12 protein-coding genes and 1 tRNA gene are annotated in these 14,851 nt (G+C 64.3%); 5 read left to right on the forward strand and 8 right to left on the reverse strand.

From position 1 onward, the window contains the following. Window positions 1-6 precede the first annotated feature (6 nt). From N539_RS0110465 to N539_RS0110475, 3 genes are all read right to left on the reverse strand, one after another. Complete coding sequence (locus N539_RS0110465; protein ID WP_028970215.1) at window positions 7-1,020, reverse strand: sulfate ABC transporter substrate-binding protein; 1,014 nt, start codon at window positions 1,018-1,020, stop codon at window positions 7-9. Between the two features lie 110 nt (window positions 1,021-1,130). After that, the gene (locus N539_RS0110470) at window positions 1,131-1,859 is read right to left on the reverse strand and encodes a metallophosphoesterase family protein (protein ID WP_028970216.1); all 729 of its coding nucleotides are present in this window, start codon (window positions 1,857-1,859) and stop codon (window positions 1,131-1,133) included. Beyond that, entirely contained in the window at window positions 1,849-2,631 is a 783-nt protein-coding gene (locus tag N539_RS0110475; protein ID WP_028970217.1) for a nucleotidyltransferase, read from the reverse strand. Before N539_RS0110475 ends, N539_RS0110470 begins: the two co-directional genes overlap by 11 nt. Window positions 2,632-2,742: 111 nt before the next feature. On the opposite strand from N539_RS0110475, the gene N539_RS16640 reads away from it, so the two are divergent. Then, complete coding sequence (locus tag N539_RS16640; protein ID WP_037552735.1) at window positions 2,743-4,224, forward strand: amidohydrolase family protein; 1,482 nt, start codon at window positions 2,743-2,745, stop codon at window positions 4,222-4,224. 15 nt (window positions 4,225-4,239) lie between these two features. Here N539_RS16640 and N539_RS0110485 read toward each other — a convergent pair whose 3' ends face one another. The 4 genes from N539_RS0110485 to N539_RS0110500 all read right to left on the reverse strand — a co-directional run bounded on the left by N539_RS0110485 (window position 4,240) and on the right by N539_RS0110500 (window position 7,052). After that, on the reverse strand, window positions 4,240-5,154 hold the full coding sequence (locus N539_RS0110485) for a glycosyltransferase family 2 protein (RefSeq protein ID WP_028970218.1): 915 nt from the start codon (window positions 5,152-5,154) through the stop codon (window positions 4,240-4,242). A 146-nt stretch (window positions 5,155-5,300) separates the two neighbouring features. Beyond that, window positions 5,301-5,377 (reverse strand) — tRNA-Arg (locus N539_RS0110490). Between the two features lie 104 nt (window positions 5,378-5,481). After that, entirely contained in the window at window positions 5,482-5,997 is a 516-nt protein-coding gene (locus tag N539_RS16645; RefSeq protein WP_331280084.1) for a DNA-3-methyladenine glycosylase I, read from the reverse strand. Then, the gene (locus N539_RS0110500; protein ID WP_231463022.1) at window positions 5,997-7,052 is read right to left on the reverse strand and encodes an alpha/beta hydrolase; all 1,056 of its coding nucleotides are present in this window, start codon (window positions 7,050-7,052) and stop codon (window positions 5,997-5,999) included. The genes N539_RS16645 and N539_RS0110500 overlap by 1 nt, the downstream gene beginning before the upstream one ends. Window positions 7,053-7,076: 24 nt before the next feature. Between N539_RS0110500 and phaR the strand changes: the two genes are divergently transcribed. From phaR to N539_RS17870, 3 genes are all read left to right on the forward strand, one after another. Further along, a complete protein-coding gene (phaR, locus tag N539_RS0110505; RefSeq protein WP_028970220.1) occupies window positions 7,077-7,598 on the forward strand; it encodes a polyhydroxyalkanoate synthesis repressor PhaR in 522 nt (173 codons plus the stop codon). A gap of 8 nt (window positions 7,599-7,606) precedes the next feature. Beyond that, complete coding sequence (locus tag N539_RS16650) at window positions 7,607-8,074, forward strand: hypothetical protein (protein WP_051531738.1); 468 nt, start codon at window positions 7,607-7,609, stop codon at window positions 8,072-8,074. 396 nt (window positions 8,075-8,470) lie between these two features. Beyond that, window positions 8,471-9,064 carry a hypothetical protein gene (locus N539_RS17870; RefSeq protein WP_028970221.1) on the forward strand — a complete coding sequence of 198 codons (594 nt, stop codon included), beginning with the start codon at window positions 8,471-8,473 and terminating at the stop codon, window positions 9,062-9,064. Here N539_RS17870 and N539_RS0110520 read toward each other — a convergent pair. After that, window positions 9,061-10,845, reverse strand: coding sequence for an ABC transporter transmembrane domain-containing protein (locus N539_RS0110520; protein WP_028970222.1), 1,785 nt, complete (start codon window positions 10,843-10,845; stop codon window positions 9,061-9,063). The genes N539_RS17870 and N539_RS0110520 overlap by 4 nt on opposite strands. Window positions 10,846-10,999: 154 nt before the next feature. Between N539_RS0110520 and N539_RS0110525 the strand changes: the two genes are divergently transcribed. Further along, window positions 11,000-14,851: a VCBS domain-containing protein gene (locus N539_RS0110525; protein ID WP_028970223.1), complete on the forward strand. Its 3,852-nt coding sequence runs from the start codon at window positions 11,000-11,002 to the stop codon at window positions 14,849-14,851.

The following is a 14,851-nucleotide window of genomic DNA, read 5'->3' on the forward strand; positions in this document are numbered from 1 at the left end:
TCGCGGTCAGCGCTTGGCGGCCGCGAACACCTGGTCGAAGGTGCCGCCGTCGTCGAAGTGAATATGCTGCGCCTTGGCCCAGCCGCCGAAGTTCTTGTTGATGTTGAACAGGCTCATGTTGGGAAACTGGCCTTTGAAGCGGGCGGCGACGGCGGCATTGCGCGGGCGGAAATAATTGTCGGCGATGATGAACTGCGCCGCCGGAGAATAGAGGAACTTGAGATAGGCCTCCGCCACGGCCCGGGTGCCGTGCTTGTCGACATTCTTGTCGACGACCGCGACCGGCGGCTCAGCCAGGATCGATACCGACGGATAGACGATGTCGAACTTGCCCCGGCCAAGATCGCGAACCGAAAGGAGGGCTTCGTTCTCCCACGCAATCAGGACGTCGCCCTGGCCGCGCTCGACAAACGTCGTGGTCGAGCCGCGAGCGCCGCTGTCAAGCACAGGGACGTTGCGGAAAAGCTTGGCCATGAAGCCGTTCGCCTTGGCCGGGGTGCCGTACTTGCGAAGCGCATAGCCGTAGGCCGCGAGATAGTTCCAGCGTGCTCCGCCGCTGGTCTTCGGGTTCGGAGTGATGACCTTGACGCCGGGGCGGATGAGGTCGTCCCAGTCGTTGATGTGCTCGGGGTTGCCGTGGCGAACGAGCAGGACGATCGTCGAATAATAAGGCGTGCTGTTGAACGGCAGCCGGGCCTGCCAGCCGGACTTGATGAGACCGCGCTGCGCGACCTCGTCGACGTCGTAGGCAAGCGCGAGCGTGACAACGTCGGCGGGAAGCCCGTCGATCACCGCCCGCGCCTGCTTGCCGGAGCCGCCGTGGCTTTGCTTGACCGTCACCTGCTGCTTGGTGCGGCCCGCCCAGGCCCTGGCGAAGGACGAGTTGATTTCCTGGTAGAGCTCGCGCGTCGGGTCGTATGAGACGTTGAGCAGCTCAGTTGGAGCGGCCATCGCAGGGACCGTTGTCAGGCTCCCTCCAACGACCGCGACCGCAACTGCAATTTTGAGCAAAGAACCCATCGAGCGACTCCCTCCTGGTGGTTAGCCGCAACTCGCAGATTAAACTCTAGTCAACAACTAGGGAATAGCTCGCGTCGGCGCTGAATCCGCGCAATTCGTCGCAGCGGCGGCTATACCTCGATCACCGCATAGGGCTTCCCGAACAGCGGCCTGAGGACGAATTGCGCGACGTTGTAGACCGGCGTCCCACGCGGGGTTCTTCCCTCATATTTCCCGTGATGGGCGTGACCGTGGAAGACCGCCTTCACATGGTCGAAGCGGTCGATCGGGTCGCACAACCGCTGCGAGCCGAGATATTGAAAGATCTCCTGCGGCTCGCCCTCGATGGTGCCGGTGATCGGGGAATAATGAAGCACCGCGACGCTGCGCTCGGTGCGCAAGGTCCGCAGCTGGTTCTCGAGCTTGCGCGCTTCGTTCAGCGCCTCGTCGACGAACGCCTTGGCGATCGGCTCGCCGAACGGCGCCAGCTCGCCGCGGCCGTAGCCGCCCATGAAGCCTTTGACGCCGGCGAAGCCGACGCCTTCGATCTCCACCGCCTGCTCGTCCAGCACTTTCATCCCGGCTTCGTGGAGGATCGCCGAGACCGTCTCGGGCTGGCCGCATTCATAGTCGTGATTGCCGAGCACGCCGACGACCGGGATCGCGCAGGCGCGGATGTCCTCGGCGAGGATCTCGGCCTCGCTGGTCTTGCCGAAGTTGGTCAGGTCCCCGCACAGCACGAGCACGTCGGCAAGGTTGGAAATCTCCGTGAACAGCTCGCGGAACGGCGCGACGCTGTCCTCCATGACGTGCAGGTCGCCGATCGCGGCAACCCGCAGCCTGCCCTCGTCAGTCGCCATATTGCTCTTCGAGATTGCCGACGGCGTCGGAGAAGCCCCATTGGTCGACGTCGATCGCATAGTCGCGGGGGGAGAAGATGCGGCCGCGGCAGACTTTCTTGCCGGGCCCTTTGACGTCATATTGATCGCGCAGCCGCTCGAGCAGCTCGTCCATCAGCCAGCGCGGGACCAGGTGGCGCTCGCTCGGATAGATGAAGCGGAAGTTGAGGACCGCCGTCAGCAGCACCTCCCAATAGAGCTCCATGTGGCTCAGCAGCTGCTTCCAGTCGATCGCCTCGTGGCACTTCAAGATCATGTGGGCGACGTCGGCCATGTCGTAGCGATGGTGGTCCTGGACGAAAATCTTCGACCAGATGAACTGGGTCGGCGGCACCAGCCGGACGATCGCACCGAACAGCTCGGCCTTGGGCGCGCCGACGAACCATTCATCCGTGACGTGGGTGGTGACGGTCGGCATGTTGGTGATCACGTCGGTGAACAACTCGCCGCGCGTGATCCGATAGAGCCAGCGCTCGTCGACGATCTCGACGTCGAAGCCGTGTTCCTTGAAGTAATGGAGCATCTTCAGCGCGTCGCCGGCCTTGGCGAAAACATCGACGTCCTTGGTCGGGCGATCGATCCCGGTGTAGCTCGCCAGCGCATAGGTGCCCGAGACCAGGAACGGAATGTGCGATTCCGCCATCAGCTGGAGGACTTCGGAGTAAAAGGCTTCGGCGGCCGGGGGCGGCCTGATCAACGGCTCCTTCGGCCTCGTCTTGGTTTGCTGGTCCATGCGGAGCCTCAACGGGAGGCGCGAGGCGCGGGTTCCGTTCGACGAACGGCACCGAGTGTAACTTCCGGCGGCGAAACGACAATGCTAGCTCTCTCGCAAGGGAGGGCTTTCATGACTCTTCGTTTGCTGACCGCTGTCGCCGCTATTGCGCTTGCTTCCGTCGGAACCGCTGCGCCGGTCCTGGCTCCGCCCCAGCCGCTGTCGACCGATCTTCAGCGCTATGTCCGGATCGCGCCGGGGCGCATTGCGCTGGCCCATGTCCGGGTGATCGACGGGACGGGAGCACCCGCCGCGGAGGACCAGACGCTGTTGATCGACGGTGCCAGGATTGCCGCGGTGCAGCCGGGCTCGGCACCCGTTCCGTCGGGGTACCAGGCACTCGACCTGACCGGCGCGACGGTCATGCCGGGCATCGTCGGCATGCATAATCACCTATTCTATCTTCAGCGCCCGAACATCGACGCGTCGGGAGCCTCCGAGGACCCGCTCATCGTTCCGCAGATGAGCTTCAGTGCACCACGACTCTATCTCGCCAACGGTGTCACCACGATGCGGACGACCGGGAGCGTCGAACCCGACACCGACCTCAACCTCAAGCGGGAGATCGACGCGGGTCGGCTGATCGGTCCACACCTCGACGTGACCGGCCCCTACCTCGAGGGTGAGGGGGCATTCTTCATCCAGGCCCACACCATCACCTCGCCGGAGGATGCGCGGCGGGAAGTCGCTTACTGGGCCGGTCAGGGCGTGAATTCCTTCAAGGCGTACATGCACATCACCCGCGCCGAGCTCAAAGCCGCGATCGACGAAGCGCACCACCATCACCTCAAGGTCACCGGGCATCTATGCTCGGTCACCTATCCCGAGGCGGTCGCGCTAGGCATCGACAATCTCGAGCACGGCTTCTTCGTCAATACGCAGCTCGACCCGGGCAAGCAGCCGGACAAATGCTCCGACGGTGCGGGCGACCCGACCCTGCTGGCGATGAAGCCGGACAGCGCGGAGGCGAATGCGCTGATCAAGCTTCTCGTCGATCATCACGTCGCAATCACGTCCACGCTGCCGGTGTTCGAGCAGGGCGTGCCGCTGCACGCTCCGCTTCAAGCGCGGCAAATGAACGCGATGAGCCCGCAGGCGAAAGAATCGTACCTCTATCTCAGAAACCTGACCGCGAGCGGCGCCGGGACCAAGCATGGCCAGGAGGAAGCCGAGAAGTACAAGAACGATCTTGGCCTCGAACGCCAGTTCGTGGCTGCGGGCGGCTTGCTGATTGCCGGCCCCGACCCGACCGGCAATGGCGGAGTGATTCCCGGCTTCGGCGACCAGCGCGAGCTGGAGCTGTTGGTCGAGGCCGGTTTCTCGCCGGTCGAGGCCATCCGCATCGGCACGCTCAACGGCGCGACCTATCTCGGGCTCGCCGACCGCATAGGCTCGATCGCCGCCGGTAAGAACGCGGACTTGATCGTCGTGCGCGGCAATCCGGCCGCCGACATTCGCGACGTCGAAAAAGTCGACATCGTGTTCAAGGACGGCGTCGGGTTCGACAGCGCCAAGCTGCTGCAGTCGGTGAAAGGCCACTACGGCCAGTACTGATCGCGTCGATCTTGGTTATTCCGGCTGTGCGCCTACCAACTCGGGGATCGTATCGATCTTGCCGACCCCTGAGACCTCGATCCGCATGACGACCTTTTGCGTAACGCGGCGATATCCGAGTTGCAGCGGCATCCCGATCGCTTTGTTCTCGAGATCGATCGAGAGCGCTACGGTGTCGCGTGTCCCGAGATTTTGCGCGGCCGTGCGTGCCTTGTCATAAAGTTGCTGGCGAAGCTCTAGAGGCAGGTTGAGGCGATGCCTGAGATTGAGCAGCGCCATCTTCGCGCGCCGATAGAGCAGGCCGGTGCAATAGCTGACCTTGATCGAGTCGGCATGGTGCCGCGTGCGGTCGGCATTGTCGTGCTGGATGACGTCTTCGACCAGCCCCGGGTCGAGTGGATGTGCTGAAAGCCCTGCCAGGATCAGGCGTATCTCGAGATCGGTGTCGCCGCCGGCGCCCCATCCTAGAAGGACTTCATCGTATCCGCCGAGACGGCGATATGCGGCAGCAGGTATCGCATGGAATCCGCGCAATTGGTTGGATCCCAGCCTGAGGCCCGCCTTATTGAACCGCTCGGTAGCGTCGCGCTTGAAGAAGCCATAGGTCTTTGGAGGAAGTGCGCTTGCGATCCTCTCAACGGCGTTGTCGGCGAGGATCGTATCCGCATCGCAGAAGATGAGGACGTTGCCGGAGGCAGCCGCCGCGCCGAGGTTGCGTGCGCGCCAGTTCGAAAAGCCCTTTTCGCCTTCGACGCGAACGACCTTAGCTTGTGGAAATTCGCGCTCAACGACGTCGGCCGTCCCTTCTGGGCAGGAATAGTCGACGACGATGACTTCCGCGCTCGGCTGGCCGAGCATCTGCGGGAGGCTGCGCCGCAGATGGTCGAGCCGGCCCTTGCACGCCGTGATGATGCTGAAACTCGGGCTCACTGTTCGATCGTCCGTCCGTCCAAAAGGCACCGCAGGGAAGGATAGCTGGCGCACCCGACAGGATTGTCCTCGCTCTGCTCGGTCGTCTCCGCTTCGCTTCGACTCCGAACCGGGAGGTTCGCTCCTGACGGATCCGCCACCGATGGTGGCGCACCCGACAGGATTCGAACCTGTGGCCTCTGCCTTCGGAGGGCAGCGCTCTATCCAGCTGAGCTACGGGTGCTTTGGGGGGCGGACTTAGCGACGGCTTTCGGCAGCGGCAAGGCTAGTCGCGGCGCTGCACCTCGGAATGGCGAAAGCAACCGACGAGATGGTCGTTGACCATCCCTACCGCCTGCATGTGGGCGTAATCACCGTCGAGCCGACGAAGCTGAAGCCGCGCGACTTCAAGTCCTTGCTGAAGGCGTCGGATTGGAGCGAGGTCGCGGGGGTGTCTCCACTCCCCTTGCGGCGGCCGTCCAGCGGCTTGCCATCGACGAAACGCCAGCAATATGCGTCGAAGCTTCCGAACTCCTCCTGTACGGCGAGAAAATGCTTCGCGTTGCGGACCGCCGCCTGGACCTTCAGCCGGTTGCGGATGATCGACGGGTCGAGAAGCAGTTTCTCGATCTTCCGATCAGTGTAGCGCGCGACTTTTTCGGGATCGAAATCGCTGAACGCCTTGCGATAGCCCTCCCGTTTCCTCAGCACCGTCGACCAGCTGAGGCCCGCCTGCGCCGCCTCGAGCACCAGAAACTCGAAGTGCTGGCGGTCGTCGTGGACCGGCAAGCCCCATTCGCGATCGTGATATTCGACCATCAGCGGGTCGGCGCCATTGACCCATTCGCACCTGGCTTTGTCCATCACTCGCTCTCCAGGAAACGGCGCAACGCTTCGTGCAGCGCCATTCGCGCGGAACCGACGATCATGCCGACGTGGCCGGCGGGAATCGCGGTCTGCGCGCCGCCGGGTGCGGTGATCGCCGGAGCGATGCGGTCGTGGGCGGCGAGCAGGTGCAGCGTCGGCGCGCGGATTGCGTCCGTGACAGCCGTTCCGCCCACGCACCATTGGCCGGATCCGCTACGGTCCGCACCGAACAATTCCTCGATCAGCTCCTTGGCCGCGGGGTAGGGCAAGGGCTCGCCCTGGTTGGCCCAATCCTCGAGCGTGACGAACCGCCGGGCCTCATCGCTTTTCGGGTCGAGCCGGCCGAACTCGGTGAACTTGCGGACGGTGCGGACCGGATCGAGCGACCAGAACGCGGCTTGCAGGACTTCCATCGGCAGCGCGCCGAGGACCTGCGCCGCGGGCTCGGAATGACGCCACATCTGCTGCAGCGCGGCGCGCGACTGCTCCGGGTAGTTCGAGAAATTCCACGGCGCGGCGAGGGTCGCCACCCGCTCGCACTCGCTCAAATTGGCCGCCGCGATCGCCATGGTGCTGCCCAGGCAATAACCGACGAGGGCCGGCGGCCCCTCGATCTGGTGCAGCAACGGCAACAGCAACTCTTCGATGTGGCCGGCAACGGTCAGCAGCGCGCGGTCGGCGGCCGCGCCCCAGTCGAGCAGAAGCGCCCGCCGCTTCATACCGGCGATGGCAGCGGTCAGCGACACCTGCTCGTCGAGGTCGAGAATCCGCGGCGGATTGATCAATGACGGGATCAGCACGGCCGGCCGACCCTCGCCGCCGTGATCGCGCAGGCACGCGCCCCGCACTCGCGCGATCTCGGGCCTGGGTGTCGCGAGGGGGACGCGCGGGGCAGTCTCGTAGGCGCGCAGGCCGACGAGCGCCTCGCGGGCGAGCTCCGGGTCGCTTGCGGCGGTTTGGCGAACCAGATCGAGGAACAAGGGGAGCGGGCGCGGCGCTCTTTGCGCAACGCGTTCATGTTGCAGCGCACTATCCTCCGGTAGTAGGGCCATGGCCAAAGAGTTTGGGAGCGATCCATGGCCAAGTCCACCGGCAAGGTGACGATCAAGAAATACGCCAACCGGCGGCTCTACGACACCGAGAGCTCGGCCTACATCACGCTCGACCGGCTGGCGCAGATGGTGCGCGAGGGACGTGAGTTCCAAGTCGTCGACGCCAAGACCGGCGAGGACATCACGCGGCAGGTGTTGACGCAGATCATCGTCGATGAGGAGGCGCGGGGCGGCGAGACGATGTTGCCGATCAACTTCCTCAAGCAGCTCATTGGCCTCTACGGCAATTCGATGCAGAATTTCGTTCCGCAATATCTCGAGGCGGCGATGGATTCGTTCCAGCGTAACCAAAGCGCGGTGCGCGACGCATTCGGCGGCAACGTCCTCGCGGATATCGCCAAGCGCAACATGGCGATGTTCGAAGGCGCCGCGCAGGCCTTTTCCGGCCCCAAGAAAACGGAGGCCGAGCCCGCGGCCAATGAGGTCGATCAACTGAAGGCGGAGCTCGCGGCACTGCAGGCCAAAGTCGACAAGCTCAGCCGCTAAACAGGGTCATGAAACGCTCGTTCATTGCAGCGCTTGCGCTGGCCGCCTCATCGTCGCTGTCCGCTCAGGCCATGACGGCATCCGCCCGGGATTACACCACCGCCGCGCCGGTCGGCGGCAACTGGACCTATGCGGCGACCGCCGAGGGCAGCGAAGCGACCTTTCTCGGCGCCACCAACCAGCCGCAGCTCATCCTTCATTGTACACGCACCACGCGCCGCGTGAGCGTCGCCAAGCCAGCGACCGCCGCGGCGCCATTCCTGACCATCTGGACCAGCAGCGATTCCCGCAGCGCACCGGCCAGCTTCAATCCGGCGACCAACCGGCTGACCGCGGACTTCGCCGCGTTCGACCGCCTGCTCGACGCCATCGCCTTCAGCCGTGGCCGCATCGCGTTCGCGGTCGGCAGTGCCCCGGCGCTGGTCGTCCCGCCGTGGTCGGAGATTTCGCGAGTGATCGAGGATTGCCGCGCCTGACGTTGGGGGTCGGCGGCGAAGCGCAAGATAATGCCGAATGTTCACCGCATTACAAGTCTTGCGTTACGCGCAAAGAAGACTCATCTTCTCCTTGGCTTTAACGCAGCGAAAGGAGGTGATCCGATGTCTCATGGTTCAGCACAGAGGTCGGAGAGGGGTGTTCGTAGGCTCTAAGCGCTGACGAACGGCCACACCTTCGGCCGCTGACCATGTCGAAGGGCACCGCTGCATTGCGCGGCGGTGCCCTTTAACATTTCTGCGTGTCTTCCGCGCCGTCACGCAGCGGCACAATTTACCCTGTTCGAATACTGTCCATTACAGTTGTTGAGTCCTATCATTCGGGAACCGTTACAGCTTTGAAGTGTCTTTTTCCGCGAATGATGGGAGATTGAAGCGATGGCCAAATCCTCACGCAAGAGTTCTGGTTCGGGTAACGCCACGGTCGACAAGCTCGCCAAAGCGGCGATGAGCAAGGAAATGCTCGCCGCCGGTCTCGCCGCCGCCGCCGCGGCGATCAGCGCCAGCCCGAAGGCGCGCCGCGCAATCCGCGACGCCGGCCTCGATGCCGCGGACTCAGCGTCGCAAGCGGCGAGCAGCATGATGTCGAGCGCGACCAAGCTCGGGTCGATCATCGCCGAAGCGGTGGCCGATGCCGCGCAGCGGGTGATGTCCGGCAAATGGACCGAGGACGCCGCGCCGACGCGCGCGGGCGGCGGCCGCAAGGCTGCCGCGAAACGATCGACCGGCGCGCGCAAAGCCGCGGGCACGCGCAAGCGCGCAGCAACATCTACGCGGACCAAGACCGCCAGCGGTGGAGCGAGCCGGTCGTCCGCGGCGCGCAAGCCTGCGGCAAAGCGGACTGCGGCGAAGAGCGCGGCCAAGCCATCGACTGCCGCCAAAGCTCCGCGCAAGGCGCCGGCGCGTCAGCGGACCGCCGCGCGCAAGCGCCCGGCTGGCCGCAAGACGGAAGGCGGCGGCGCGAACGCTTAGGCTGCGCGGTCCTCGAACTGGAGGCGCGCCAACCGGGCGTACAGGCCGCCGCGCTTGTTGAGCGTTGCGTGCGTGCCTTCTTCGACGATCCGCCCTTCGTCCATCACCACGATGCGGTCCGCCGCGCGTACCGTGGCGAGCCGGTGCGCAATGACGATCGTCGTTCGGTCGGCCATCAAGCGGTCGAGTGCGTCCTGCACCAGCCGCTCGCTTTCGGCGTCGAGCGCCGAGGTCGCTTCGTCGAGCAACAGTAGCGGCGCGTCGCGCAGCAGCGCGCGGGCGATGGCAATGCGCTGCCTTTGCCCGCCCGACAGCCGCGCGCCGCCCTCGCCCATGAAGGTTTCGAGCCCATCGGGGAGCGCGCGCAGAAAATCTTCGGCATTGGCGTCGCGCGCAGCCTGCCACAGTTCATCTTCGCTTGCCTCCCAATTGCCGTAGCGCAAGTTGTCACGCGCGCTAGCGGCGAACATGATCGTTTCCTGAGGCACCATCGCGATCCGCTGACGAAGGTCTGCCGGGTCGGCGTCTTTCAAGTCGATGCCGTCGAACAGCACTCGCCCGCGCTGCGGATCGTAAAAGCGCTCCGCGAGCTGGAAGATGGTGGTCTTGCCCGCGCCCGAGGGCCCAACCACCGCGAGCCGTTCGCGGGGCATTACGGCGAGACTGAATTCCTCGAGCGCCGACGTCTCGGGCCGCGTCGGGTAGTGGAAGGTCACCCGCTCGAACACGAGCTCGCCGCGAGCGGGCTCAGGCAAGGCGACCGGTTCCGCGGGAGCACGGATGTCCGGCTCCGCGTCAAGCAATTCCGCCAGGCGCTCCGATGCGCCAGCGGCGCGCAACAGGTCGCCATAGACCTCCGATAGCGCTCCGAACGCGCCGGCGAGAAGTCCGCCGTAGAGCACGAACGCGGCGATGGTTCCGCCGCTCATCTGGCCCGCGGCGACGTCGATCGCGCCCTGCCAGATGATCATCGTGATCGCGCTGAACAGAAGGAAGATGACGATTGACGTCATGATCGCGCGCAACAGGATGCGGCGCTTGGCGGTCGCGAACACCCGTTCGACCGCCGCGGCGAAGCGCGATGCCTCACGGCCCTGCTGGTTGAAGGCCTGGACAATCTTCATCGCGCCAAGCACTTCGCTGGTCACCGTGCCAACATCGGCGATGCGGTCCTGGCTCCGTGTCGAAACCTGCCGGACCTGACGGCCGAGCAGCACGATCGGCCCGATGATCAGCGGGACGCCGAGCAGCATGAGGCCGGCAAGCTTGGGCGCCAGTGCGAACAGGATGATGATGCACGCCGCGCCCATGACGAGATTGCGCAGCGCGACCGACACGGTCGTGCCGACGACCTGCTCGATGATCGTCGTGTCCACCGTTATGCGGGAAGTGATCTCGGCCGGCCGGTTCTCTTCGAAGAACCCGGGGGACATCCGCAGCAAGTTCCGGTGCACCGCGAGGCGAATGTCGGCGACGGTGCGCTCGCCGAGCCACGACACGAAATAGAAGCGGACCGCCGTTGCCAGCGCCATCAACCCGACGAGGCCCAGGAGATATTCGAACCAACGGGCGATGTCGCGGGTCGTGCCCGCCCCTGGCGCGAAGCCTTTGTCGATGATCAGCTTGAACGCATAGGGTACGCCCGAGGTCGCGCCCGCAGCGAGCAGCAGCGCCAGCGCGGCGATCGCGATGTGCGCCGGGTAGCGGGTCGCAAATCCCCACACCATGCGCAGGCTTCTGACGCTGCGGCCTTTGGGTCTGCTCGTGGGGCTGGTCGCCATGTCCGCTTCCTAACAGCGTGGCGGCAACGCCTCAAATGTCACGGCCATGTCTCAAAGAATAATGACATTGGCCATTAACTCATGTTTAAATAGTGTCTTACGATGATCCGACTGCGACCCCTTGGGGTGTGGCGTAATTCGTACGGGGGGAATTATGGCGAAAGCACCATCGATCGCCGCTGGGCCGGCTTCTAGCAACGACGCTTATTCGGTTACCGAAGACCAGGCCGCGTCCGGCACGCTCAATTTCAACGTGCTTTCGAACGACGCCAAGAAATCGACGCTTTATTCGCTCGACAACAATTCGGTCACCGATCTGCTCAGCCAGGATGGGGTCGGCATCGGCGAGCAGAGTCAGCTCGGCGCTCTGATCTCGATCACCGCCGATGGGCAAGTCGCGTACCAGACAGGCTTTATCAATTCTCAAGTGCAGAGCCTTGCTGCCGGCGAGACACTCCAGGACAGCTTCCTCTACGCAATCCGGCTGTCGAACGGATCCTTGGTCTGGTCGTCGGTGCAAGTGACCATCACCGGCACGAACGATGCGCCGGTTGCGCGCGCCGATACGAGCCTGGTCGCGGAAGATTCGCTGACGACGGGCTCCGTTGCGCTCAACGACAGCGACGTCGATCACGGTTCGGTTCTCACTTTCGCCACGACCGGACAATTGCCGGCCGGCTTCACCATGATGAGCAATGGCAGCTGGGCGTTCGACGGTTCCAATCCTGCCTACCAGGGGCTTGGCGCCGGCAGCATGAGCCAGTTGGCAGTCTCCTATACTGTAACGGATGAGCATGGCGCGACGAGCAGCTCGACCTTGATCCTCACCCTCACTGGTACCAACGATGCACCCCAAGTGAGCGGCGCAGTGCTTGGCACCGCGAGCGAGGACGGCGCTGCGGTTGCGTTGAATGCTCTTGCGAACGCGCACGACGTTGATGCCAACTCGCACTTGTCGGTGGTCAATGTGCCAGCGGCGCAGGATCTTCCGCTGGGCGTCACTTACAATTCCTCGACCGGCGCGTTCACGCTCGATCCGTCGAATGCCGCCTATCAACAGCTGGCCGCCGGCGAGACGAAGGTCGTGACCGTGACCTATTCGGTAACCGATGGCACGGCGAGCACTCCGGCGTCTGTCAGCTGGACGGTTACCGGCACCAATGACGCGCCTCTCGCGAGCGCAAGCTCCGGCAATGTCGCCGAGGACGGGGCGGTGTCGGGCCAGCTCTCCGCAAGCGATCCGGACAGCGGCGCGACGCTCAGCTATGGCCTTGTCGGCGGAGCTCCCGCAGGGTTCGCCCTGGCCACCGACGGAAGCTGGACCTTCGACGCCAGCCAGTCGGTATATCAGACTCTCGCGCAAGGCGAAGCGGCAGACATCTCGATCAATTACGTCGTCACCGACGAGCGCGGCGCGGCTTCGGTCTCGACACTGACGCTGACCGTTGCCGGAGTGAACGACACGCCGGTGACGAACTCGCATGCCGCGGAAGTGGCGGAAGGCGCGACCGTTTCCGGGCAACTTTCTGCGCTCGACCAGGACAACGGCGCGCAGCTGAGCTTTGGGCTCGGAAGCGATGCGCCCGCGGGCTTCGCCCTCGCAGCCGATGGCAGCTGGACGTTCGATGCGTCGAACGATGCCTACCAAGGCCTCGCCGAAGGACAGATCCAGACTGTCCAAGTGCCGTTCACCGTCACCGACGAACATGGCGCGACCACCGCATCCTTCCTAACTCTCGCGGTTACCGGGACTAATGATGGCCCGACAGCTTCGGCGGTCGCCGCTCAGCTCGGCGAGGATACGCCGATCAGCGGTCAGCTCCCGGGAGCCGACCTAGACGCCAGCGCGCAGCTCACTTACGCGCTGGTCGGGGATGCGCCCGCGGGCTTCAGTCTCGACAGCAGCGGCCATTGGTCGTTGGATCCCAGCGATTCCGCCTATCAGGCGATGAATTCCGGTGACAGCGGGACCGTGACCGCGATTTACAGCGTCACGGACGAATATGGCCTCAGCGCTCAGAACAGCGTGACTCTGGCGATCGCCGGCGCCAACGACGCGCCGACCGCGCCTGGGGTGGTGATCAATGCGACCGAAGACACGACGAGCTCGGGCAGGATCACGGCTGCAACCGACGCCGACGCTGGCGCGACGATCAAATACCAGGCGGTTAGCGGCGGCTTCGGCTTTACCCTGCTCAGCGACGGCAGCTGGACATTCGATTCGTCGCGCAGCGCCTATCAGTCTCTCGCTGCCGGCCAGACCGGCGACTTCGCCGTTGGGTATACGGCGACCGACCAATTCGGCGCTGCGACGGCAGGCACGATCACGCTGCACGTAACCGGCGTGAACGACGCGCCGGTCGCGCTGAACCTGATCGATACCGTGTTCGAAGATACGGTGAGGACCGGCCAGATCAGGGCGACCGACCCGGATAACGGAGCAATTCTCACCTACAGCCTGGTCGGTACCGCGCCACCGGGAATGACACTGAACGCGGATGGAACCGTGACCATCGACACGACGGTGCAAGCGTATCAGTTCCTTTCCACGGGCTCGTCGCAGGCTGTCAGCTACACCTACAAGGTGACCGACGAGTTCGGAGTATCCAGCACCGCTTCCGGCACATTCACCGTGCAGGGGCACAATGACCTGGCCGTGCTTAGCGGCACGGCGTTCACCATCCCGCAGGAACATAGCGGACAGCCGTTCACCCTGACCGAAGCGCAGTTGCTCCAGGGCTGGACCGACGTCGACAGCAACGACCGGCTCAGCGTCCTGAACCTGCAGGCCGACCATGCGACGATTACGCAGAGCGGGTCGGGATCGTTCGCGACCTACACCATCACGCCGACCGGGGGCTACGTTGGGCCGGTTACGCTCAGTTATTCTGTCTATGACGGCCATGCCCCGGTTGTGACGAGTCTCAGTTTCGATGCAAATGATGCGGCGACGATCGGCGGCGCCACCAGCGGAGCCGTGGTCGAAGCTCGCTACGGCAGCGCCGGAACGCCGACGGCCGCCGGAACCCTGACGATTCAGGACTATGGCGGCGACCCGCACTTCCAGGCCGTGACCAGTCCGACCTCGTCGGCCGGCGGCTATGGACAGTTCACGCTGACGACCGACGGATCGTGGCAATATACGCTCGACAACGTCAATTCGCAGGTGAACAGCCTGAACACCGGCCAGACTCTCAGCGACAGCTTCACCGTTTATGCGGCGGACGGCACCGCGCAGACCATCGGCATCCTGATCAACGGCGCGACCGACTGGGTGGTGGTCAGTCCCTACAGCAACACCAATGATCCCAACAATCTGGACGCGGGTCGCGGGGCCGCGGGCACCGACAACCTCAACACGACGGTCATTGGAACTTCGGCGGCCGAGGTCGTCACCGGCGGATCGGCCAACCAGACCTTCGACATGCAGGGCGGCGGCGACACCGTTTATGCGGCCGCGGGGGACGACACGGTGTACGGCGGCGACGGCGGCGATGTGCTGATGGGGCAAGCGGGGAACGACCTCATCAGCGGGGATCTCGGCAACGACTTCGTCTACGGCGGCAGCGGCAATGATTACCTCTTGGGCGGCGACGGCCTCGACCAGATTTACGGCGGCAGCGGCTTCGATACGATTGACGGCGGCATCGGCCGCGATCTCATTTTCGGTGGTTACAATGTGGATACGCTGACGGGCGGAGCGGATGGCGATACCTTCATCTACAACAGCGTATTCGACAGCGGCGATTTCATCACCGACTTCCAGTCCGGGCTCGACGGCATCTCGCTTCAGTCGATCGATCCGAACGCCCAGCTAGCGGGCGACCAAGCCTTCGCGTTCAGTGCGAACGGTGCGGCTGCCTATTCGATCTGGCTGGTTCAGAACGGAGCGAACGTCGAGATCTACGGCGACACTGACGGCTTTGCGAGCACTGCGGAATTTATGCTGACGCTGCAGAACGTCACCCTGGCGGTCAACACGCCGCCGCCGAACCTCATCCTTTAG

The organism is Sphingomonas sp. URHD0057, from assembly GCF_000620665.1.
GTDB lineage: Bacteria > Pseudomonadota > Alphaproteobacteria > Sphingomonadales > Sphingomonadaceae > Sphingomicrobium.